General features: G+C 66.6%; 24 protein-coding genes. 13 read left to right on the plus strand and 11 right to left on the minus strand.

Going from position 1 to position 21,603, the window contains the following annotated elements; genetic code table 11:
- Window positions 1–55: 55 nt before the first annotated feature.
- Window positions 56–736, minus strand: a complete 681-nt coding sequence (locus tag C507_RS0118360; protein ID WP_018701186.1) for a GntR family transcriptional regulator — start codon at window positions 734–736, stop codon at window positions 56–58.
- A gap of 203 nt (window positions 737–939) precedes the next feature.
- Here C507_RS0118360 and C507_RS0118365 point away from each other — a divergent pair, with 203 nt between their 5' ends.
- From C507_RS0118365 to C507_RS0118385, 5 genes are all read left to right on the plus strand, one after another.
- Window positions 940–2,028 carry a Gfo/Idh/MocA family protein gene (locus C507_RS0118365; RefSeq protein WP_169508989.1) on the plus strand — a complete coding sequence of 363 codons (1,089 nt, stop codon included), beginning with the start codon at window positions 940–942 and terminating at the stop codon, window positions 2,026–2,028.
- An 82-nt stretch (window positions 2,029–2,110) separates the two neighbouring features.
- Window positions 2,111–2,932, plus strand: coding sequence for a creatininase family protein (locus C507_RS21985; protein ID WP_018701188.1), 822 nt, complete (start codon window positions 2,111–2,113; stop codon window positions 2,930–2,932).
- 100 nt (window positions 2,933–3,032) lie between these two features.
- On the plus strand, window positions 3,033–3,407 hold the full coding sequence (locus C507_RS22595; protein WP_018701189.1) for a cupin domain-containing protein: 375 nt from the start codon (window positions 3,033–3,035) through the stop codon (window positions 3,405–3,407).
- Window positions 3,408–3,435: 28 nt separating this feature from the next.
- Window positions 3,436–4,473: a CobW family GTP-binding protein gene (locus tag C507_RS21995; RefSeq protein ID WP_169508990.1), complete on the plus strand. Its 1,038-nt coding sequence runs from the start codon at window positions 3,436–3,438 to the stop codon at window positions 4,471–4,473.
- A 10-nt stretch (window positions 4,474–4,483) separates the two neighbouring features.
- On the plus strand, window positions 4,484–5,698 hold the full coding sequence (locus tag C507_RS0118385) for an LVIVD repeat-containing protein (protein WP_018701191.1): 1,215 nt from the start codon (window positions 4,484–4,486) through the stop codon (window positions 5,696–5,698).
- A gap of 57 nt (window positions 5,699–5,755) precedes the next feature.
- Here C507_RS0118385 and C507_RS0118390 read toward each other — a convergent pair whose 3' ends face one another.
- From C507_RS0118390 to C507_RS0118405, 4 genes are all read right to left on the minus strand, one after another.
- Window positions 5,756–6,415, minus strand: coding sequence for a hypothetical protein (locus C507_RS0118390; RefSeq protein ID WP_018701192.1), 660 nt, complete (start codon window positions 6,413–6,415; stop codon window positions 5,756–5,758).
- Between the two features lie 52 nt (window positions 6,416–6,467).
- Window positions 6,468–7,565: an FAD-dependent oxidoreductase gene (locus tag C507_RS22000; RefSeq protein WP_018701193.1), complete on the minus strand. Its 1,098-nt coding sequence runs from the start codon at window positions 7,563–7,565 to the stop codon at window positions 6,468–6,470.
- Window positions 7,566–7,674: 109 nt separating this feature from the next.
- The gene (locus tag C507_RS0118400; protein WP_018701194.1) at window positions 7,675–8,394 is read right to left on the minus strand and encodes an LrgB family protein; all 720 of its coding nucleotides are present in this window, start codon (window positions 8,392–8,394) and stop codon (window positions 7,675–7,677) included.
- The gene (locus tag C507_RS0118405) at window positions 8,391–8,741 is read right to left on the minus strand and encodes a CidA/LrgA family protein (RefSeq protein ID WP_018701195.1); all 351 of its coding nucleotides are present in this window, start codon (window positions 8,739–8,741) and stop codon (window positions 8,391–8,393) included. Before C507_RS0118405 ends, C507_RS0118400 begins: the two co-directional genes overlap by 4 nt.
- A gap of 174 nt (window positions 8,742–8,915) precedes the next feature.
- Between C507_RS0118405 and C507_RS0118410 the strand changes: the two genes are divergently transcribed.
- Both C507_RS0118410 and C507_RS0118415 read left to right on the plus strand, forming a co-directional pair.
- Entirely contained in the window at window positions 8,916–10,937 is a 2,022-nt protein-coding gene (locus tag C507_RS0118410) for an acetyl-CoA carboxylase biotin carboxylase subunit (RefSeq protein WP_018701196.1), read from the plus strand.
- A gap of 118 nt (window positions 10,938–11,055) precedes the next feature.
- Window positions 11,056–11,337, plus strand: coding sequence for an acylphosphatase (locus C507_RS0118415; RefSeq protein ID WP_018701197.1), 282 nt, complete (start codon window positions 11,056–11,058; stop codon window positions 11,335–11,337).
- A 30-nt stretch (window positions 11,338–11,367) separates the two neighbouring features.
- On the opposite strand, the gene C507_RS0118420 is transcribed toward C507_RS0118415, so the two are convergent.
- Window positions 11,368–12,309 (minus strand): ornithine cyclodeaminase family protein, encoded by a 942-nt coding sequence (locus C507_RS0118420; protein WP_018701198.1) that lies wholly within the window; start codon window positions 12,307–12,309, stop codon window positions 11,368–11,370.
- A 141-nt stretch (window positions 12,310–12,450) separates the two neighbouring features.
- Between C507_RS0118420 and C507_RS0118425 the strand changes: the two genes are divergently transcribed.
- The gene (locus tag C507_RS0118425; protein WP_210162152.1) at window positions 12,451–13,821 is read left to right on the plus strand and encodes a nicotinate phosphoribosyltransferase; all 1,371 of its coding nucleotides are present in this window, start codon (window positions 12,451–12,453) and stop codon (window positions 13,819–13,821) included.
- Between the two features lie 45 nt (window positions 13,822–13,866).
- A complete protein-coding gene (locus C507_RS0118430) occupies window positions 13,867–14,796 on the plus strand; it encodes a glutaminase (RefSeq protein ID WP_018701200.1) in 930 nt (309 codons plus the stop codon).
- 73 nt (window positions 14,797–14,869) lie between these two features.
- Here C507_RS0118430 and C507_RS23315 read toward each other — a convergent pair whose 3' ends face one another.
- Window positions 14,870–15,040 carry a hypothetical protein gene (locus C507_RS23315; protein WP_018701201.1) on the minus strand — a complete coding sequence of 57 codons (171 nt, stop codon included), beginning with the start codon at window positions 15,038–15,040 and terminating at the stop codon, window positions 14,870–14,872.
- A 270-nt stretch (window positions 15,041–15,310) separates the two neighbouring features.
- Here C507_RS23315 and C507_RS0118440 point away from each other — a divergent pair, with 270 nt between their 5' ends.
- Window positions 15,311–15,535: a hypothetical protein gene (locus C507_RS0118440; RefSeq protein ID WP_018701202.1), complete on the plus strand. Its 225-nt coding sequence runs from the start codon at window positions 15,311–15,313 to the stop codon at window positions 15,533–15,535.
- A gap of 52 nt (window positions 15,536–15,587) precedes the next feature.
- Here C507_RS0118440 and C507_RS0118445 read toward each other — a convergent pair whose 3' ends face one another.
- Window positions 15,588–15,911 carry a DUF1476 domain-containing protein gene (locus C507_RS0118445; RefSeq protein WP_018701203.1) on the minus strand — a complete coding sequence of 108 codons (324 nt, stop codon included), beginning with the start codon at window positions 15,909–15,911 and terminating at the stop codon, window positions 15,588–15,590.
- Window positions 15,912–16,247: 336 nt separating this feature from the next.
- On the opposite strand from C507_RS0118445, the gene purC reads away from it, so the two are divergent.
- The 3 genes from purC (at window position 16,248) to purQ (ending at window position 18,073) form a co-directional block, all read left to right on the plus strand.
- Window positions 16,248–17,045 carry a phosphoribosylaminoimidazolesuccinocarboxamide synthase gene (gene purC / locus C507_RS0118450; protein WP_018701204.1) on the plus strand — a complete coding sequence of 266 codons (798 nt, stop codon included), beginning with the start codon at window positions 16,248–16,250 and terminating at the stop codon, window positions 17,043–17,045.
- 84 nt (window positions 17,046–17,129) lie between these two features.
- Complete coding sequence (gene purS, locus C507_RS0118455) at window positions 17,130–17,369, plus strand: phosphoribosylformylglycinamidine synthase subunit PurS (protein ID WP_018701205.1); 240 nt, start codon at window positions 17,130–17,132, stop codon at window positions 17,367–17,369.
- A gap of 26 nt (window positions 17,370–17,395) precedes the next feature.
- Window positions 17,396–18,073: a phosphoribosylformylglycinamidine synthase subunit PurQ gene (gene purQ, locus C507_RS0118460; protein WP_018701206.1), complete on the plus strand. Its 678-nt coding sequence runs from the start codon at window positions 17,396–17,398 to the stop codon at window positions 18,071–18,073.
- A 23-nt stretch (window positions 18,074–18,096) separates the two neighbouring features.
- Here purQ and C507_RS0118465 read toward each other — a convergent pair whose 3' ends face one another.
- The 3 genes from C507_RS0118465 to C507_RS0118475 are packed head-to-tail and all read right to left on the minus strand — an operon-like array spanning window position 18,097 to window position 21,570.
- Entirely contained in the window at window positions 18,097–18,543 is a 447-nt protein-coding gene (locus C507_RS0118465) for a hypothetical protein (RefSeq protein WP_018701207.1), read from the minus strand.
- A 49-nt stretch (window positions 18,544–18,592) separates the two neighbouring features.
- Window positions 18,593–19,144 carry a sugar O-acetyltransferase gene (locus C507_RS0118470; protein ID WP_018701208.1) on the minus strand — a complete coding sequence of 184 codons (552 nt, stop codon included), beginning with the start codon at window positions 19,142–19,144 and terminating at the stop codon, window positions 18,593–18,595.
- A 5-nt stretch (window positions 19,145–19,149) separates the two neighbouring features.
- A complete protein-coding gene (locus tag C507_RS0118475) occupies window positions 19,150–21,570 on the minus strand; it encodes a mechanosensitive ion channel family protein (RefSeq protein WP_083923678.1) in 2,421 nt (806 codons plus the stop codon).
- Window positions 21,571–21,603 lie beyond the last annotated feature (33 nt).

A 21,603-nucleotide genomic window follows, 5' to 3' on the forward strand; every position in this document is an offset into this window, starting at 1 on the left:
CCGAAGATATGCGGGCCATGTCGCCCCTTCCGGCCCGTCCCGGACGCTGGCTGCCTCAGCCCAACAGTCGCCGGACCTCGTCCGCCGCCTGCTGGGTCTCCACCCGCATTCGGGTTTCGGCAGCGTCGGCGTCGCGCTCGCGGATGGCGGCGAGAACGGCGTGCAGATTGTGGATCGTCTCTTCCGAGCGCCCTTCCCGGCGATCGGCGTGGCTAAGGCCGAGGGCGCGCCAGCGCCAGATGCGGGCATGCAGCGTTCCGAGCATCTGGGCCAGGGTCTCCGACCCCGCCCCGTCGGTCATGATCTGGTAGAACGCGTTCTTCGACTGGAGGATCTCCTCCGCGTCGCCCCGTGCATAGGCCTTTTCCACCGCTTCGAGTTCTGCGGCGAGCTTCGCCACGTCGGCATCGGCGGCGTTCTCGGCGAACAGCCGGGCGGCGAAGCCTTCCAGTACCGAGCGCATTCTGTAGAGGTCGTTGGCCTCCTCCTTGGTCAGTTCACGTACGATGGGGCCGCGATTGGCCACCAGCGCGACCAGCCCTTCGGTTTCCAGCTGCCTGAGCGCCTCACGGATCACCGTCCGTGAAACGTTCATCATCGCCATGAGCTCGCGCTCGGTAAGCCGCTGACCGGGCTTCAGACGCCCGGAAATGATGGCCTGTCGAAGCCCGTCGAACACCTGGCGCCTGAGCGGGGCCACGGTCTTCACGATCTCGAACGAGTCCTCAACCGCCACAACGCACCTCCATCGGCTGGTTGACAATCCATAATACCGTAATACTATATGTCGCGATTACGGAATGAAGCTGACTGCATCCTGTAGCCCGGACCAACCGCAGGCTCCAGAAAATGATGCCGGCTTTGAAGAAGGCCGCGACAACGGCCACCGCGGGCGACCGGCGCAGACCGGTGTTCGCCACTGCAAACGGGGAGCAGGAAATGACGTCCAAGCCGGTAAAAATCGGAATCATCGGGCTCGGCCGCTGGGCCAAGGTGCTCACGCGCGCCGCGCAGACAAGCGACAAGTTCGAGATCGTCGCAGGCCACAGCCGATCGGAGGAAAAGCGCGCCGCCTACGAGGCCGATTTCGGCATCGCCACGGTCGCCACGCTGGAGGAGCTGCTCGCCAACCCCGAGATCAAGGGCTGCATCCTGACGGTCCCGAACGAGCAGCATCTGCCGGTGGCGGAGCAGGTCGCGGCGGCCGGCAAGCACGTCTACACCGAGAAGCCGATCGCCAACACGCTCACCAACGGGCTCAAGATGCATGAGCTTCAGGAGCGCCACGGCGTCTGCCTGATGGTCGGCCACAGCGCCCGGCTGCTGAAGGGCACGCGCCTGATCAAGGCCGCCATCGACGCCGGCGAACTCGGCCGCGTCGCCTTCATGGAGGCCAACTTCTCCAACGAGCGCGCGCTGGAGCTGACGCCCTCGACCTGGCGCTGGTACCGCGACAAAGCTCCCGGCGGCCCGCTCTCGCAGCTCGGCATCCACCAGTTCGACGCCCTGCACTATCTCGGCGGCGACATCTCCGAGGTCTCGTCCATCGCCTCCAAGCTGTCGCCGGTGGGCGCCGAGGTGGACGACCAGTCGATGACGCTGATGAAGTTCGCCGACGGCAAGGTTGCCTATGTCGGCTGCTGCTGGACCTCGCCGGGCATCTACTCGATCCGGGTGTTCGGTTCGAAGGGGCTGATGCACTACGAGCTCGACTTCGGCCACTGGGACGACCCGTCGAACCTGCACCTGACCTCGACGCTCTACATCCAGCGCGGCAAGGACGGGTACGGCAAGCGCGAGGAGATCAAGCTGCCGCAGGCCAACATGTTCGTCGACGAGCTGGAGATGTTCGCCGAGGTCTGCAGCACCGGGCAGATCAAGGAGCTGTCCGCCTCCGACGGCAACGTGGCGCTGGCCGTGGTCTATGCCGCGCTGCGCTCCGTCGATCGCAACGGCGCCCTGGTGCCGCTGTCGGAGGTGATCGACGAAGCCCGGGCCGATGTCGCCGCCGAGCGCAACGCCGCCTGACCAACCGTCACCCGAGGCCGGTGGACGGCGGAGTACTCCGTCCCGTCCACCGGCTCCGGCTCTCCGGGAGCTAAAGATCATCATGACGGCGTCAGCGACTTCCGCCCTGCCGACGCGCTATTTCATCGAGCTGACCCAGCCCGAGATTGCGGCGCAACTGAAAAAGAACCCGCTCGTCATCCTGCCGGCCGGCAGCGTCGAGCAGCACTCCGCTCACCTGCCGACCGGCACCGACATCTATGCCGCCAACGAGGTCTCGCACGGCGTGGCGGAGCGCATGGACGGGCTGGTGCTGCCCGGCGGCCCGCTCGGCGTAACGCCGATGCACATGCCGTTCGAGGGCACCATCTCGCTGTCGCCGGAGACCTACATGCAGGTGGTCAAGGACACCTGCATCTCCACCGCCCAGCACGGCGCCAAGCAGCTGCTCATCGTCAACTGGCACGAGGGCAACAGCGCGCCTCTGGCGATCGCGGCCGAGCAGCTGCACCGCGACCACGGCCTGTCGGTGGTCACCGTGCAGGCCTGCTACGTGGCCGCCGACCTTTACGGCCCGACCTGCGGCGGCCTCACCCATGGCGGTGAGATCGAGGCCCTGGCGGTGCTCGCCAACCGGCCCGACCTCGTCCACCTGGACCGCGCGGAATCGGGAACCGATCACTCGCTCGGCTCCAAGATGGACAAGCTGCGCCGCAGCCGGAATTATCAGCCGGTGCTGACCGACGTGCGCTCCATTGAGCCGAGCGGCTGGTACGGCCATCCGCAACCGGCCACCGTGGAGAAAGGCCGAAAGATGATGGACGACATCTGTGACGCGATCGCCGCGGAGGCGACCGAGATCTTCCGCCAGCTCGACGTCGTTCAGGGAGGCGTGCGCCAGGCGGATCTGCGCAGGACGGCCTGAGCTGCGCGCAGGCATGAGGAGCAAGCAGGACCGGTTCCCTCGGGGGCCGGTCCGTCTGCGTTCAGAGACCGGCGACCGGCCGGCAAAGGGGTGGAGCACGATGGCCAGGGTCATCCAGCTGAAGGACGCCACGTCGATGGGCCTGCCGGGACGGCAAGCGCACGAAATCGTCTCGGCCCACGCAGGCTCGGCCCAGATGACCTTCCGGCGGGTCGAGATCCCAGTACCGGAACCCGGCGCGGCGCCGCGCGCGCAGCACGTGCACGACGGCTTCGAGGAGTGCATCCACATCGTCTCCGGCCGCGGCGAGATGCAGGCCGGCAGCGACAGTTTCCTTGCCGTCGGCCCCGGCGACACGATCCTGGTGCCGGCGAACGAGCCGCACGCGACCCGCAACACCGGAGCCGAACCGCTGGTGATGCTGTGCTTCTTCCCGGTACCGGACATCCGGCCCGGGACGCGGGAACTCGGGTAGCGCCGGCGTGGGGGAGATGCTTGATCCGATGCCCATTCCCGTCACGCTGCTGACCGGTTTCCTGGGTTCCGGCAAGACTTCCCTTCTCAATGCGCTGCTCAGCGGTCCCGACCAGGACGGTATCTTCGTCATCGTCAACGAGGTCGGCGCCGTCGGGCTCGATCATCTGCTCGTCGACAAGGCCCTCGATGGAGCGGTGGTCCTCGATAACGGCTGCGCCTGCTGCGCGGTGCGCGGCGACCTGCGATCCACCCTCATGAGCCTGGCCGAGCGCGTGGCGGCTGGCGACCTGCCGCCGCTCGCCCACGTGGTGGTGGAAACCAGCGGTTTCGTTGATCCCGGCCCCCTCGCGGCCCTCTTTGCGGGAGACGATGGCGTGCGCCGCCGGTTCGCGCTCGCCGCCGTGGTCACGACAGCCGACGCCCTTCATGGCGATGGCGACCTCGCCCACCACGAGGAAGCCCGCCGGCAGGTGCTCTTCGCCGACCGGGTGATCATCACCAAGGCGGATCTTGCCACCAGCGACCGGATGCAGCAGCTCCACGCCCGTATCGGCGCGCTGAACCCGACCGCGGAGATCGTGGTGCGGGAGGCGGAGAGCGACCTCGCCGCGCTGCTGCTCGACCCGGTCCAGCGCCAGGCGAAATCGGGCACCGCCCCCGATCCAGGCCACCATCACCATCATTCGGTCCAGACCGTGGTGGTGGAACGCACCGACCCGCTCGACTGGCCCTCGCTGGCGCGCTGGCTGACTGGCGTCCTGTCGCTGGCGGGAGACGAAATCCTGCGCGTGAAGGGCCTCGCGCATGTGCGCCAGACCGATGCACCGATCGTGGTCCAGGGGGTCCACCACCGGTTGGCACCGCCGGCCCGGCTGGCCGTCTGGCCGGAGGGCGACCGTGCCACGCGGCTGGTCTTCATTGCATCAGCGACACGACGCAATCTTGCGGACGGACTTGCGGCGAGCCTCGCCCTCGCCTGCCCGCAAACCACTGACGTTCTGAAGACTTGGCAGGCGGCAAAGACCGCTCACGGGGAGGAGACGAAGATCGATGGGATCGCTTGAAGCACGGAATATGCGACTGATCGGCCAGAACCGGCTCGGAGGCTTCGGTGGGCTCGGCGAAGGCATGTCGATCCAGATGACCAAGGATGGCCGTCGGATCATGTGGCTCGCCCACGAGGGGCCGCCGAAGAACTTCACCGGCGTGGATGTCAGCGACCCGCGCGATCCCAAGGTGGTGGTCCAGACAGACCTCGCTCACAACCGGATGCGCTCCAACTCGCTCGACGTGGTGGGCGACCTTCTGGCCGTGGCCTACCAGACGCTCGGTCCGAAAGGTCTCGGCGATCCGGGCCTCGACATGGAGCCGGCCGGCATCGAACTGTTCGACGTCTCCACGCCGGAGACGCCGAAGCGGGTCGCCTTCTTCGACTGCTCCGGTCCCCATTCGATGGGGGCGCATCAGCTCTGGTTCGTCGATGGCGAGACGATCCACTGTTCGGCCGGCGCACCGGATTTCAAGCCGCGCGACCGGCGCGACTGCCAGTTCTATCGTTCCATCGACGTGCGCAACCCGTCCAAGCCGGTGGAGATCGGCCGCTGGTGGTATCCGGGTGTGCGGGAAGGCGACAGCGCCCCGCCGCCGAAGCGGCACCCGAAGTTCGACACCGCTTTCCGGGCCCACAACACCAATGTCTATCCGGATCGGCCGGACCGCGCCTATGTCGCCTATCTCGACGGCGGCATGTTCATCCTCGACATCTCCGATCCGGCGAACCCGAAGGAGATCAGCCACTGGAATCCGCATCCGCCCTATAACGGCTTCATGCACACGGTTCTGCCGCTGCACGATCGCGGGCTGCTGATCGTCACCGACGAGTCCATCAAGAACGAGGCCGCCGATTGGCCGAAGATGACGTGGATCGTCGATGCGCGGGTAGAGGACAACCTGGTCCCGATCGCCACCATGCCGCTGCCGCCGCTGTCGGAGTTCGCGCACCGAGGCGGACGCTTCGGATCCCACAACGTGCACGAAAACCAGCCGGGGCCGTACAGCTTCCGCTCCGAGGAAATCATCTTCGCGGCGATCTTCAACGGCGGCGTGCGGGTCTACGACATCGCCGATCCGCTGCAGCCGCAGGAAATCGCCTCGTGCGTGCCGCCGACACCGGAGGGCTCGCCCGCCGGCTGCTCGCAAATCAACGACGTCTATGTCGACGAACGCCGCATCGTCTATGCCGCCGAACGCTTCACAGGCGGCCTCTACTGCATGGAAGCCGACTTCTGAGGCTGAAGGGGTTCAACCCGGACGGGGCGCAATCCGCGCCCCGTTTCGCCCGGACCATTACAGGGCCAGCTTCTCGTCCGGGGTGCGCAGGGGCGCCACTGGGGCGGCCACCCCATCCCAGAAGTGCACGGCCGCGTCCGGGAGGGCGGCGCGCAGCGTGGCGACCGGCTGACGCTGGAGGTCCGTCGCATCGACCGACATAATTCGGGCCGGAGGCAGGAGGGCTGCCGCATCGGCCGTGGCCCTTCCCTGCCCGATCTCCACGGCGACGATCTCCGCGCCCGACCAGAAGACGAACGGAAAGCGGACCGATCCGCTCATGCCCGGAACATGGGCCTGGGGCAGCGGCAACCAGGCAGAGAAGCGCAGATCGGCCGGCGTATAGAGGCCGGCATGGGCCACGAGCTGCCGGGCGATCGCGTCTTCGGACCGCGCGATTTCGTCCTCGACGAAGGCGAAGTACGCCTCAACGAAGGCCTGAGCGGACCACGACCACGGATCGGACAAGCCGACGAGCCGGTCTCTCAGCGCAGCAAACTGGTCTCCGGCAGAGGGCACCGCAGGAACACCCGGCGCAACGTCGACCGCTCCGCTCGACAGCCGCAGCGGCTCTGCGTCCTCCGCCAGGCACGCGGAGCGCACGCCGCTCGACCCGTCGCCGGTCAAGCGCGGTGCCCCGAACGGGATCCGCCAACCGTCCTGAACCCACCCCGTCATGTCGATATCCCTCTTTTCGCAGAACGGCCCAGAAGGCGCGGCGTATCGGCCATCAGGGCTTGAGATCGAACAAACCGGCATTGCGGGTGATGAAGGCCCGCTGCACGGCCGGAATCTTCAAGGCCAGGCCGAAGACCCGCGGCCCGAAGCGGCGCACCAGCGACTGGTCGGCCGTCGCGAGGTTCTGCAGCCGGTCGCTCTCCTTCAGCACCGTCTCGCCCTTGCGCAGCCGCCACTTCGCCCACTCCTCCAGCCGGTCCTTGCGCAGGAAGCGCGCGAAGGTGACGGCATCCTCGATGCCGAGATTCATGCCGCGTCCGCCGGCCGGTGAGTGGATGTGCGCGGCGTCGCCGGCAAGCCAGACGCGGCCCTTTCCCTGGGCGGTCACATGCCGGTGGCTGACGGTGAAATCGGAGCTCCAATGAAGCGTACCGATGCTCCAGCTGTCGGGCACACGGTCGAGCACGTCCGGGCCGTTGGAGATCAGCCGGTGCCGGTGCGGAGCGATCGGAAAGCGCAGCAATACGGGCCGACCCGGATCGAGATGCACCTCGCCCCATTCCATGGAGGCGCCGGCATCGATGTCCAAGTCGACCAGCGACCACTGAAACGGATAGGCGCCACCGGGAAAATCAAGATCCAGTGCCTTGCGCACGAAGGAGTGCGCCCCGTCGCAACCCAGCACCCAGTCGTAGGACGCTTCCCGCCGGTCCTGACCATGGACCGTGACGGTGTGGACGCGCGAGGCATCCTGATAGATCTCGGTCAGGGCCGTTTCGCGCTCCACCCGCATTCCTTCAAGCGCCAGATGCTCGGCAAGGATGGCCTCCGTCTCGCTCTGGGGCAGCGCGAGCAGAAAATTGAAGGCGTGCGGGAGGAAGCGCATATCGACCGTCCCGACAGTCGATCCGCCGGAAACCAGCCGGACACCGTTGAGCTTCACCCCTGTCGCGATCAGGTCGGCGGAAACGCCCAGATGGTCCAGAAGGTCGAGGCTGCGCTGGTTGACGACGACAGCGCGCGATTCCCGCGCGCCTTCCGCCGCACTGTCCACGATACGCACGAGATAGCCCGATCGCGACAAGGCGAGCGCGGCCGCCAGGCCGACAGGCCCGGCCCCGACGACAAGAACGGATTCGTGGTCCGCCAAGTGCGTCCCCCGTGTAGCGTGCCGCGCCGACGGTGGCGCGAGGGTCGAAGCGTGATCGCGAAATCGGTCGGAAACGTGGTGGGAGCCCAATGGCCCGTAGCAAACTCGGTCACTGCCCCAGAAGCAGCACCAGAAGCGGCACGAGAAGCGCCGTCAAAAAACCGTTCAGCCCCATGCCCAGCCCCGCAAAGGTGCCTGCGAGCGGCGACAGCTGGAAGGCGCGCGCGGTACCGATGCCGTGCGCGGCGACACCGGCCGAGAGCCCCTGCGCACGCTCGTCGCGCACCTTCATCAGGCCCATCAGGGGCGTCAGCACGATTGCACCGACGACGCCGGTGGAGATGACCAGCACGGCAGCAAGGCTCGGGATGCCGCCGAGCTGGCTGGCAATGCCCATGGCGATGGGCGTGGTCACCGATTTCGGTGCCAGCGTCACCAGGATGTCGCGCGGCAGACCCAACGCGTAGCCGAGCGCCAGTGCCGTGGCAACGGCCGTCACCGATCCGGCGACCAGCGCCACCAGCAGCGGCACGATGGCGCGACGAACGTGGTGGAAATTCTCCACGAACGGGACGGCCAGCGCGACCGTCGCCGGACCCAGCAGGAAATGGACGAACTGTGCGCCCTCGAAATAGGTCGCGAAGCCCGTTCCGGTGGCCTGGAGACAGAGAACGACGAGAGCCGTCGCCATGACAACGGGGTTGGCGAGCGGCGCATAGCCGAAGCGCGCGGCAATGCGGTCGGCGATCCAGTAGGCGACGAGCGTCACCGTCAGCCACAGGAGCGGCCGCTCGGCGAGATAGACCCAGAGAGTCTCCACCGGGGTCATTCGGACCTTCCAGACACACGGTTGGCGACCATCCGGAAGACCAGGGCCGTGACAGCCATGGCGACGGTGGTCGAGACCACCAGGATGATGGCCAGGGAGACACCGTGCTCGACGATCAGCGGACCGTACTGAACGACGCCGACCGCCGCCGGCACGAACAGGAGCGAGAGGTTGCGCAGGATGCCGTGCGCCACCGGCGTCAGGAAGGACGGAATACCGCGAACGGAAAGCGCCGCGGCCAGCAGCGCGGCACCGACGACCGGCCCGGGGACCGGGACATCGAGGAGGCGAACGGCGACCTCGCCGAGCAGTTGGCAGCCGAGAAGAACGACAAGCGCGTTGATCATGTCCAATCCGTTGCAGGGTCCGCGACAGGACGGGTTGCGCGTTCATCCGCGTTGTCCGCCGCCACGGGTATGGTATAGGCGAAAAACCGAAAAGCAGCGTCAGTGCAGACGATCGCGGACCGTCCGGGACACTTCCGGGCCGGACGGCATCCGACACAGGGGGACGGCCAGCCGATGTTCGACAAGATTCTCATCGCCAACCGCGGCGAAATCGCCTGTCGGATCATCCGCACGTGCCAGCGCCTCGGCGTGAAGACCGTCGCGGTCTATTCCGATGCCGATCGGGATGCGCTGCACGTGGAAATGGCCGACGAGGCGGTGGCGATCGGCCCCCCGGCGGCCTCCGAATCCTATCTCGTCATCGACAAGGTCATCGACGCCTGCCGCCAGACCGGCGCCCAGGCCGTCCATCCCGGCTACGGCTTCCTGTCCGAGCGCGCCGCATTCGCCGAAGCGCTGGATGCGGCCGGCATCGTGTTCATTGGGCCGAACACCGGCGCCATCGAAGCGATGGGCGACAAGATCACATCCAAGATCAAGGCGAGGGAGGCCGGGGTTTCCACCGTACCCGGCTCCGCCGGCATCATCGCCACGCCGGAAGAGGCGGTGGAGATCGCCAAGGAAATCGGCTTCCCGGTGATGATCAAGGCGTCGGCCGGCGGTGGCGGCAAGGGCATGCGCGTCGCCAAGACCGCCGACGAGGTGGCTGACGGCTTTGCCCGCGCCCGATCGGAGGCCGCATCGTCGTTCGGGGACGACCGCGTCTTCATCGAGAAGTTCATCGTCAATCCGCGCCACATCGAGATCCAGGTGCTGGGCGACAAGCACGGCAACGCGATCTTCCTCGGCGAACGCGAGTGCTCCATCCAGCGACGCAATCAGAAAGTCGTCGAGGAGGCCCCCTCGCCCCTCTTCGACAAGGACGATCCCGTCCGCGAGCAGATGGGCGCCCAGGCGGTCGCGCTGGCGCGAGCCGTCGGTTACGATTCCGCCGGCACCGTTGAGTTCGTGGCCGGGCAGGACAAGAGCTTCTACTTCCTGGAGATGAACACCCGGCTGCAGGTGGAACATCCGGTGACGGAGCTCGTCACCGGCATCGACCTTGTTGAGCAGATGCTGCGGGTCGCTTCGGGCGAGAAGCTGTCCGTTACCCAGGACGACGTCTCACTCAACGGTTGGGCCATCGAGACGCGGCTCTACGCGGAAGACCCATTCCGCGGCTTCCTGCCTTCCACCGGACGGCTGACGACCTACCGGACGCCGGCAGACGAAGTGCTTGGCGATTCCAAGGTGCGCGTCGACACCGGCGTGGTGGAAGGGTCGGAAATCACCCTCTTCTACGACCCGATGATCGCCAAGATGGTGACCCATGCGCCGACCCGGCTCGGCGCCATCGATGCCATGGGCGAGGCCCTCGACCGGACGCTGGTGGACGGCATCCGCCACAACATCCCGTTCCTGTCCGCCCTGATGGCCCACCCGCGCTGGCGCTCGGGCGAGCTCTCCACGAACTTCATCGAGGAAGAATTTCCGGACGGGTTCTCCGGCGGCACGCTCGACGAGGAAGCAAGGCGCATCCTGGCTGCGACAGCCGTGTCGGCCGAGCTGGCCCGCGCCGAGCGCTACCGGCGCCTTCCCGGGCAATTGCGACGCGACCCGGCGCCGCTGGCGCGGGAGTGGACGGTTGATGTCGCCGGCGAAAAGCTTCCGGTCCGCATCACCGAAGGCGAGCCGGGGCTCCCGATTGCCCTGTCGCTCGCCATCGGCGAGACGGGCGAGCCTATCGCGGTCGCCTCAGACTGGCAGCCCGGACAGGCACTGTGGACCGGAACGGTCGGCGGGCGTTCGCTTTCCGTGCAGCTTCGCACTGCCCTCAACGGCTACGAGGCGACCTGGCACGGCGTGACGGCTGAGGTGCGGGTGATGCGGCCGCGGGTGGGCGAACTCGATGCACTGATGCCGGAAAAGATCGCGGCCGACACGTCCCGGCTTCTCCTGTGCCCGATGCCAGGCCTGGTGGTCTCCATCGAGGTCGAGGAAGGCCAGGAGGTCCAGCCGGGCGAGACGCTGGCCATCGTGGAAGCGATGAAGATGGAGAACGTGCTGCGTGCCGAACGCCAGCTGACCGTCAAGGCGATCAAGGCCGCCAAGGGCGACAGCCTTGCCGTTGACGAGATCATCATGGAGTTCGAGTAGGCTCGCCCGGTCATCGTTCAACCTGAACGGCAGCCGGCCGGAACCATTGCCCCGGCTTGCGCGCTGATCAGCGGAGGTCGCGTGCAGCCGCGGCCGGACCGACGCGAAAGGAATCGCCATGAGCGACCGCAGCGTACACGTCGTCATTTCCGGTATGGTTCAGGGTGTCGGCTATCGAGCGTGGGTCGCCCAGCTCGCCGACAGCTATGAGCTCAGCGGTTGGGTCCGCAACAGACTGACTGGCGAAGTCGAGGCGGTGTTTTCCGGGCCGAGCGAAGTCGTCGCGGAGATGATCGCGGAATGCCGCAAGGGCCCGCCCGGCTCGGAGGTCACCTCCGTCAGTGTCCAGGACAACAAGCACTCCAGCGGCACCCCGTTCGAGGTTCTCGAAACCGTGTGACGCCCGCTGGCGCCACACGGCATTCAGGCCTCAGACGGCGCGGCCGGCACCCTGGTCGAGCACGTGGTGCGCCACCATGAGATCGAGATGCGCCCCGCCGCCGTTCTTGCAGACGGTGATCTCGTCGGCGCCCATCCTGCCGGCGGCCCCCTTGGCCAGGTCGAAATAGTCGGCCAACACATCTTCCTTGCCGATCACGCCGCGCTCCATCGGGTCGATCAGCTCGCCGATCTCGCCGATCGTCGTGTGGCGGCAGTCAACGAAAAGGCGGCCGCGCGTGAGCACGTCGTCGTCGGCCTCGCGCATGGTCGGCGTGAAGGCCCCCACCAGGTCGACATGGGCGCCGGGCCTCAGGCGTGCGCCTGTCAGAACCGGCGTTTCCGACATGGTCGCCGTGGTCACGAGATCGGCCTGCTCCACCGCCGCGTCGAGATCGTCAGCGATGGCGAGATCCATTTCGAGATCGCCCAGCCGGGCCGCGAGCGCATCGGCACGCGGGCGCGACCGGTTCCAGATGGTCACCGAGCGAAGCGACGGGCGCACCGCCTTATGAGCGCGAATGAGCGGTTCCGCCATGTTGCCGGCTCCGACCATCAGCATCGTCTCGATGTCCGGCCGAGCCAGAAAGTCGGCTCCGAGGGCGGAGTCGGCAGCCGTCTTCCAGGCCGTCAGCGCCTTGCCGTCAACCAGCGCCTGCGGCTCGCCGGTTTCCTCGTCGAACACCAGCATGGAGCCCTGCACCGAGGGCCGCGGCGGCTTCAGGTTGGGATTGTCCGGATAGACCGACACGGCCTTCACGCCGGCACCGAGGCCACCGATCCATGCGGATCGGACCAGAAGCTTGCGTCCTTTGGAAGTGAGCAGGGTGTCCCCGAGGTCGACGTCTTCGGCCTTGTGAGCCGCCTTGAGGGCATCGACCAGAGGCCGCCAGCCGAGAGCCTCGTTGATGTCGTCGGCAGAAACGATGCGCATACTGCATTCCCTGTTCGGTTCGGCGCGGCGAGCAGAACGCCCTTCGCGAGAGTGCGAGGTTGACACGGCCCGCCCCAGCGGCGTCAAAGGCTGCGGGCCGCCCGATCGGGCACCGGTACTCCTCCCCGCATGAGGCGAATGATGTCCCTACCACCGCTCGGCATCCCTCACGATGACGCCGCGATTTTCACGGACCTCTATCAGCTCTCGATGCTGCAGTCGTACCATCGCCAGCGCATGCAGGGCACGGCGGTCTTCACGCTCTTCTTCCGCAAGCTGCCGGAGACGCGCAACTTCATGCTCGCGGCGGGACTCGATCCGGTCCTGGAATACCTGGAAACGCTGCACTTTTCGGCGGAAAGCCTCGACTATCTCGCCTCCACGGACCGGTTCTCCAAAGGCTTTCTGAGCTGGCTGAAAGACTTCCACTTCACCGGGACGGTGCGGGCGATCCCGGAGGGCACACCGGTGTTTCCGCACACTCCCATCCTCGAGATCGAGGCACCGGTTGCCGAAGGCCAGCTGATCGAGACGCTGCTCATCAACCAGATAACCGTGTCGACCATCCTCGCCTCCAAGGCGATGCGCATCGTCGAAGCGGCCCAGGGCACGCCGGTTATCGATTTCGGGACGCGGCGCGCGCACGGCTTCGACGCCGGGAACAAGGCGTCGCGCTCGGCCTACATTGCCGGCTGCGCCTCCACCGCGAACGTTCTCGCCGGCAAGCTCTACGGCATCCCCATCGCCGGCACGATGGCGCATTCCTATGTCGAGGCCTGGAAGAACGAGCTCGACGCCTTTCGCGCCTTCACCGAGCTCTACCCCGACACGGTGCTCCTCATCGACACCTACGACGCCCTCCAGGGGGCGGAACACGTGATCCAGCTGGCGCGCGAGCGCGGCGACGCCTTTCAGGTCCGCGCGGTGCGGCTCGATTCCGGCGATCTCGCGGAGCTGTCGAAGGAAGTCCGGCGTCGCTTCGACGCGGCGGGCCTGGATCAGGTGGGCATCTTTGTGTCCGGCGGGCTGGACGAGTACAGGGTCGCCGACCTGCAGGCGGCAGGCGCTCCGATCAGCGGATATGGCGTCGGCACGCGGCTGACGACATCGTCCGACGCGGCCGAGCTCGACATGGCGTACAAGCTCGCCGCCTATGACGGCGAAGGCCGCATGAAGCTGTCGCCGCTGCGCAAGAACCTGCCCGGCGCCAAGCAGGTCTGCCGGATCGAGGTCGATGGCACCGCGGAGAAGGACGTGGTGCGCCGGCTCGAGGAGACCGGCACCGGCCGCCTTCTCATGAAGACGGTGATGCGTGACGGAATGCGCACCGAAGATGGCCGCAGGAGCCTGGACGAGATCCGGGCCACCACCGTGCAGGAAGTCGGTCGCCTGCCGGCGCGACTGCGCGCGATCACACCGGCCGAGCCGGCCTATCCGGTCGATGTCAGCGACGAGCTCACCGCTTATGCCGACGCCATCGAGGCAGAGCTGCGCGCCCAGACGAACAACTAGTCCGCGGCCGGAAGGCACAGGCGGAGGGGACCGGGGAGGACGAGAATGACGATTGCGGCCGAAGAGCTGGCGCCACTGCTTGCCGAAATCGCCGCCGAGGCTTCCGGCCGGTTCGGCGAGGGGCGGTTGCACGCGACGATCCCGCGGCTCGCCCAGGTGGATCCGAACCAGTTCGGGATCGCTGTGGCCACACTCGATGGCGGCATCGCCAAGGCGGGGGCTGCCGACGTCCCCTTCTCCATCCAGTCGATCTCGAAGGTGTTCAGCCTCTGCCTCGCGCTCGATTATCTCGGCGAGGATTTGTGGGAGCGCGTCGGCCGCAATCCATCGGGGCTGCGTTTCAACTCGCTGACCCGCATCGAGCAGGAACAGGGTCGGCCGATGAACCCGTTCGTCAATCCCGGCGCGCTGGTAGTGGCCGACTGTCTCGTCGATCGTGCAGCAACGCCCATCCACACCATGATCGGGCTTCTCCGCCGCCTCGCCCATTCCAATCGCGTGTCCTGCGACTACGAGGTGGCCAAGAGCGAACTGTCGATGGCCTTCCGCAACTACGCGGCGGCAGCACTGCTGAAAGAGTACGGCAACCTGCGCGGCGAGCCGCGCGCGGTCGTTCATGCCTACACGCATTTCTGCGCGGCGCGGATGAGCTGCGTGGAACTTGCGCGCGCGGCCTTGCCGCTGGCCAACGAAGGCCGAGATCCGGTGACGGGCGCTCAAATTCTGCCGCCTGGCCGCTCACGCCGGGTCAATTCCCTCATGCTGACGTGCGGCCTGTACGATGCCGCGGGAGACTTCGCCTACCGGGTCGGACTGCCGGCGAAGAGCGGCGTTGGAGGCGGAATCATGGCCATCGTTCCGAACCGGATGGCCATCGCCGTCTGGTCGCCGGAACTTGATCCGCTCGGCAACTCCGTCGCCGGCTTCGCCGCCCTGGAGCGTCTTGCCAGGGATGCCGACCTGTCTGTCTTCTAGTCCGCACGAAAAAGCGCCGCCGGCCTTGGCCGACGGCGCTTTTTCAAATGCAGGCCGTTGAAACGATCGGTGCTCAGTCGCGGCCGGTGATGGAAGGCTGCACCGGCGGATCGCTGGCCGGGAAGGTGTCGTCGAGCGCCTCGTCGAGGTCCTCCGACTTCTCCTTTTTGGTCCGCTCGTCCCGCTTCAGGCGCGCAGCCTCGTCGGCGCGCTGCTTGTCATCGTCCTTGTGTGAATCGCTCATCGTCATCCCCAGATGCAAAGCGCCGGCAGGATGCCGGCTGCCGCACACCAACTGCGATGTACGACGGCGAAGAAACGCGGGCGGCCTCCGCCCGGTTCCCGCGCATCGGTCGACCACGTCCCATGTGGCCGGGGAGCGAGGCGAAATGACGCGACCGTGATCGGAACCCGGGAAATCACGTCAGCGTTTATTGGACTGATTCGACGTTGTGGAAGAGGAACGCGCCCAGCGCGGGCGTGCCGCGCGACGCGACCGAAAAGGACTACCGGAATGCTGAAAGAGACCGACAACGATGCCGTCCAGATCAACCGGCAGCGCGCTCGGCAGGGCGAATATGGCTGGTCGATGAAATGGGTACTGGGCGCAGGAACCGCGGCGTTCGCCGTCTTCGGTCTCCTGATCTGGTTCTTCTATCTCGGCCAGTCGGACTACGAGAGTTCTCCCGCAACCGATGGCGAGCCGCCTGCCCTGTCCGAGCCCGCTTCGGTCGAATAGCGCTGCAGCCGAGATCAGGCGACGGGGCCCCGGCCCCGCCGCCCAATCGAGGTCAGTCCTGCTGCCGGATCTGGCCGACGGCAACGGCCATCAGCTCTTCCATGGTGCGGCGGATCTGGTGATCGGTCTGCTCGACGCCGTTGGCGTCGAAGTCGCTCCGAACCTTGCGGAAGACGTCTTCCTCGCCCGGCTCGTCGAAATCGGCCCGCACCACTTCCTTGGCATAGTCTTCGGCCTTGGCATCGGCATAGCCGAGCTTTTCCGCCGCCCAGAGGCCGAGCAGCTTGTTGCGCCGCGCCGTCGCCTTGAAGCGAAGCTCCTCATCGTGGGCGAACTTGCCCTCGTGTGCGTCCTTGCGGCTTTCGAACGTCGTCATCAGAGCCTCCCGAAAAAGGGGTCCACCGCCGGCCGCATCCCATGCGGCCTCGTGGTCCGTCGCTGCCTCAATAGCGGCGCTCAAACGTGGAATCAACGCAGGCGCTTGCGCCCGACGTCATCAATCGCCGCCCATACAGGACAGGTGGGGTCCGCTGCGACCGTCGCCAAGCGCTCAAATCGCCATCATTTGCCGCCACAGGGTGTGGATTGTAGACGCAACCGCGATCGATTAGGGTGCGGCCGCGGTGGCCGCGCAGCGACTCGTGATAGTTTCAGGCCGCGAAACGACTGTGGCCGGTCCGCGCCCCCGCAATCTCGGAGAGCCCCCGGCCTCATGGATTTCCTCAATCACACACGGTATGTGCCGATGAACCGTCGTCGCCGAATTTACGAAGGCAAGGCCAAGATCCTTTACGAGGGACCGGAGCCGGGAACGCTGATCCAGCACTTCAAGGACGACGCCACGGCGTTCAACGCGAAGAAGCACGAGATCGTCGACGGCAAGGGCGTGCTCAACAACCGGATCTCGGAGTATATCTTCGGGAATCTCAACGACATGGGCATCCCGACCCACTTCATCCGACGGCTGAACATGCGCGAGCAGCTCATCCGCGAGGTCGAGATCATCCCCCTCGAGGTTGTGGTGCGCAACGTGGCCGCGGGCTCGCTCGCCAAGCGCCTCGGCCTGGAGGAAGGCACGCAGCTGCCGCGCTCCATCATCGAGTTCTATTACAAGAACGACGAACTCAACGACCCGATGGTGACCGAAGAGCACATCACCGCGTTCGGCTGGGCGACCCCCCAGGAGATCGACGACATGATGGCGCTGGCCGTGCGGGTGAACGACTTCCTCTCCGGCCTGTTCCTCGGCGTCGGCATCCGACTCGTCGACTTCAAGATGGAGTGCGGGCGGCTCTGGGAAGGCGACATGATGCGCATGGTCGTCGCCGACGAGATTTCCCCGGACTCCTGCCGTCTCTGGGACATCCAGACCGAAGAGAAGCTGGACAAGGACCGTTTCCGGCGCGACATGGGGGGCCTGCTCGAGGCCTATCAGGAAGTTGCCCGGCGCCTCGGCATTCTCAACGAGGTCGAGCGGCCGCAGGGCTCCGGCCCGGTTCTGGTGAAATAGAAGGAACGCCCCGGCGTTTCCGTGACGGGGCACCGCCTGCGACAGTGGCGGTGTCCGGCAAGCAAAGGCGAGCTTGAACAGACGATGCGTGCGCGCGTGACGGTTACCCTGAAGCAGGGCGTTCTCGATCCCCAGGGCAAGGCAATCGAAGGCGCCCTGAAGGGCCTCGGATTCGGCGGCGTGAATGCCGCCCGCCAGGGCAAGGTGATCGATCTCGATCTGGCGGAGAGCGATCCGGAGCGGGCCCGGGCCGAGGTTGCCGCCATGTGCGAGGCGCTTCTGGCCAACACGGTGATCGAATCCTACGCCATCGAGCTGGAATAGCGCCGAGTTGCGCTTGAGGTGACCCCATGAAATCCGCCGTCATCGTCTTCCCCGGCTCCAACCGCGACCGCGATGTGGCTGCCGCCTTGGAGGCCGCCACCGGGCGCGACCCGACGTTCGTCTGGCACGCCGACACCGAGCTCCCGGATGTGGACCTGGTGGTCATGCCGGGCGGCTTCTCGTACGGCGACTATCTGCGCTCCGGCGCCATCGCCGCGCGGGCCGGCGTCATTCCCGCCGTCACCGAACACCATCGGCGCGGCGGCTACGTGCTGGGCATCTGCAACGGGTTTCAGATCCTCACCGAGGCGGGCTTCCTGCCGGGCGCGCTGATGCGCAATGCCGGCCTGCGCTTCGTCTGCCGGAAGGTAAAGCTGAGCGTCGAGCGCACCGACACCGCATTCACCAGTGCCTACGAAGACGGCCAGGTGATCCCCTGCCCCGTGGCCCATCATGACGGCAACTATTTCGCCGATCCCGAGACGCTCGCGCGCGTCGAAGGCAACGGCCAGGTGATTTTCCGCTACGCCGACGGCACCAATCCGAACGGTTCGGTCAACGACATCGCCGGCATCACCGACGAGACCGGACGCATCCTCGGCATGATGCCGCATCCGGAAAACCTGATCGCCTCGCACCAGGGCGGCACCGAGGGCCTCGGCCTGTTCGCCAGCCTCGCCGGCGCGGTGTCCGAGCCGGCCTGAGCCGGCACCACCTCCCCGCTGCGTCAGGCGCTCCTCGGAGGCCACCAGATCGCCAGCACCAGCCCTCCCGCCAGCAACACCAGGTGGGGCAGGAAGACGTGCGGAAGGATGGCCGTCTGCAGCCAGTCCGTCATCTTGTCGTCAGCATAAGATGCCCGCCAGCTGCCCAGGACCTGGGCGGGCCGACAGTCCTTTCCCATCCCGTCGAAGCACAATTCGATCTGGACGATGCGTTCCAGGTACGCGTTCTGGAAGAGCTTCCAGGACGTCTCCATGGCCCAGAACGGTAACGCCGACAGCGAGGCGATGACCACGCCGATGCGGCCGGAACTCGAGACGCTCTGCGTGTAGGCGGCGATCAGGGCAGCGACACCGACCGTGACCGACCAGCCCTTCAGGATCAGGATCTGGTCGTTGTAGCCCTCGTAGAGTTCGATCAGAAGGTTGTACTCCGACCAGAGCCGATCCATTGCCGCCCTCCGTGAGCCACCGCTGATGAAAGGGACCGCCGCGCTCCCGTCAGAGCTTCACGCGGGCCGGGTTTCCGTAGGCGACGCCGTAGCCCGGCACGTCCCGGGTCACCACGCTACCGGCACCGATGCGGGCATGGTCGCCAATGGTCACGCCCGGCAGGATCAGCGCCCCGCCACCGATCCAGACATTGTCTCCGATCGTGATCGGGCGGCCGAACTCCAGGTGCTCGGCGCGGTGCGAGGGGTCGCGCGGATGGTCGGCTGTGAGGATCTGGACGCCGGGGCCGATCTGGGCACCCGCGCCGATCCAGACCTCCACCACATCGAGAATGATGCAGTTGAAGTTCAGGAACGCGCCCTCGCCGAGGCTGATGTTGTAGCCGTAGTCGCAGTGGAAGGGCGGCCGGATGTCGGCGCCCTTGCCGACGGACGCGAAGAGTTCGGAGAGCAGCGCGTGGCGCTCCTCCTGCGGGCGCGCCTGCGTGGCGTTGTAGCGATCGAGCCAGAGCGAGGCGCGCTGTCTGTCGGCGGCGATCTCCGGCCCTTCGGCGTGGTAGAACTCGCCGGCGAGCATCTTGTCCTTTTCGCTTCTGGCCATGCCGCTCACCTCGCCGCGGAGGGATCCTCGCCGCCCCGCTTCCCTGCTTCCGCCTCTTCGTCGAGAAGCCGGCGCGCGGCCGCCCCCGCGGCCAGCTTGCGGCGCTCCTCTTCGTTCTCGGCGCCTTCCACCTCCTCGTCGTCCACGAAGCGTACGGTCACCTCACGGTGGGCGAAGTGGATGTCCTCGCGCTCGAAGAGCTCCCGGATCTCCGCGTAGACGCGCTTGCGCACCAGGAACTGATCGCCCGGCCGGGTCATGAACTTGACCCGGATGATCATGGCGGAATCCTCCATCTGGTACACACCCTGGGACTTCAACTGATCCAGGAACATGTGGCCGATATCGGGATCCTCCAGGAGCTGGGTGCCGAGCTTCTTGACCAGCTTGCGCACCTTCTCCGGATCGGTGTCGTAGGTGAGCCGCAGTGGCAGCTTCATGATCACCCAGTCACGCGAATAGTTGGTGAGGCGCTTGATCTCGCCGAACGGGATCGTGTGCAGCGGGCCGTTTTGATGACGCAACTGGAAGGAGCGGATGGAGATCTTTTCTACCACGCCCTTGACCCCGCCGAGATCGATGTACTCGCCCCTGCGGAAGGCGTCGTCGATCAGGAAGAAGGCGCCAGAGAAGATGTCGCGGATCAGCGTCTGCGCACCGAAACCGATGGCAAGGCCGACGACGCCGGCACCGGCGAAGAGCGGCGCGATGTTCACGCCGATGCCGGCCAGCCCGATCATGATCGCCATCGTCGCGATGGTGATCAGCAGGAAGTTGCGGAACAGCGGCAGGAGTGTCGCGACCCGGCTGGCGCCGGTTCCCATCTCCGCGTCGCCGTGGCCGCCGTGCCCGTCGCCAGGGCTCGTCGCCTGTTCGGCGGCGATCTTGCCGTCGATCCAGAGCTTCACCGCCTCGTAGGCCATGTAGGAGACGAACAGCACCATCACGATGCCGAAGAAGCGCGCCACGATGTGGCCCTCTGCGGTGACCGGAATGCCCCACATGTGCAGGATCAACACCACGCCAAAGGCACAGGCGACGATCGCCGCCCCGTGCTCGAACAGGCTCTTGAAGGCGACGCGTCCGACCTCGCGACGCTCCAGCGGCACCTCCTCCTCGAATGCATCGTCGTCCAGGTCATCGACCTCCGCGACCGCCGCGCCGAGGGGCTGCGGCACAGGCTCAGGCTCCGCCGGGCGCGGCAGCGGGAACCAGCGCTCGATCAGCAAGACCAGAACCGCGTAGACACCGAGCGACAGGATGAGCGCGATCACCGGGCCGATGATCAGGCCGCTGTCCGTCCCGTCCCCGACCAGACGTCCGACAGCGCTGACGACGAAGGCCAGTGCGAGATAGGCGACCACGAGGATGTGCCAGGACTGCGCCAACAGGCGGCGCCCGAACGAAGTGCGGCGACCGGGCTCGTGAGCGAGGATCGCGTCGCGGATCTCCCGGCGATAGGCCAGTGCATAGAGGCTGAGTGTCAGGGCGCCCACGAAACCCGCCAGAACGAAGACGATCTGATAGGCATCCTCCACCATCCCCATCGTCTTCATCCAGGAAGCGATGGTGAGGACGAAAAGTGCCGCCCAGGTGCACAACATGAAGCGCGAGAACATCGAGCGCGCGGACGCGTCGGAAAAGGCGAACGGACGGTAAGCGGGCAGATCCGGGCAAAGCAGAGTGCGCGCCACCGCGCGAAAGGCGAGGCCGACGCCGCCGGCCGTGACCACCAGAAGGTTGGTCGCGCGGATCGGGCTGCCCCCTTCAGTCACCAGCACCGCAATGACATGGCCGACGGCACTGAACACGGCGGCGACCAGCAGAAGCACGACAGCACGGGTCAGCAGGAACCCGATCTTCTGCGCCCGGCTCTGTGGCACTGGCGGGAAATAGCGGAACAGGTGACGGCGCGACCAGACCACGATGGCCAGGTAGGCGAGCGCTCCGGCCGCAAGCGTTATCGCGCCGAGCAGGGCCGCACGACCGAGCCACGACAGCGACCCGTCGTGCGAGGCATTGCGCAGCGTGTCGACGACATGCTCGGGAAGGAAGGGCAGTCGGGTGGACAGCGAATCGAGCTTGTCCTCGACCTCCGCCGTCGTCTTCAGGAGCTTGTCGCGAAGCTCGCCGGCCGCCTCCATCGGCGTGTCCGGCTCCTCCTCCTCAACCTCTGTGCCGCGGGGAGCGATCACGATGACCTGGGCGCCGGCTGTCTCCGCCTGCTCGATCACCGCCTGCAGACCGGCCGATAGATCTTCGGAGCCGCCCGACGGCGCCTGGCTGTCGGAGGCTGCCTTTTCCCGGGCAACCAGCGCCGCCTGGGCGGCAGCCGGCGAGGACAAGGCCACGGCCACGACCGACAGAAGCATCGCAATGCACGCGAAGAGCGCGACCGCCCTATGGCCCGTACCAGACCGTTTCATCGATCTCACCCCTTCACACAACTGACCGCAGCG

The sequence above is a fragment of the Amorphus coralli DSM 19760 genome, from assembly GCF_000374525.1.
Classification (GTDB): Bacteria; Pseudomonadota; Alphaproteobacteria; order Rhizobiales; family Amorphaceae; genus Amorphus; species Amorphus coralli.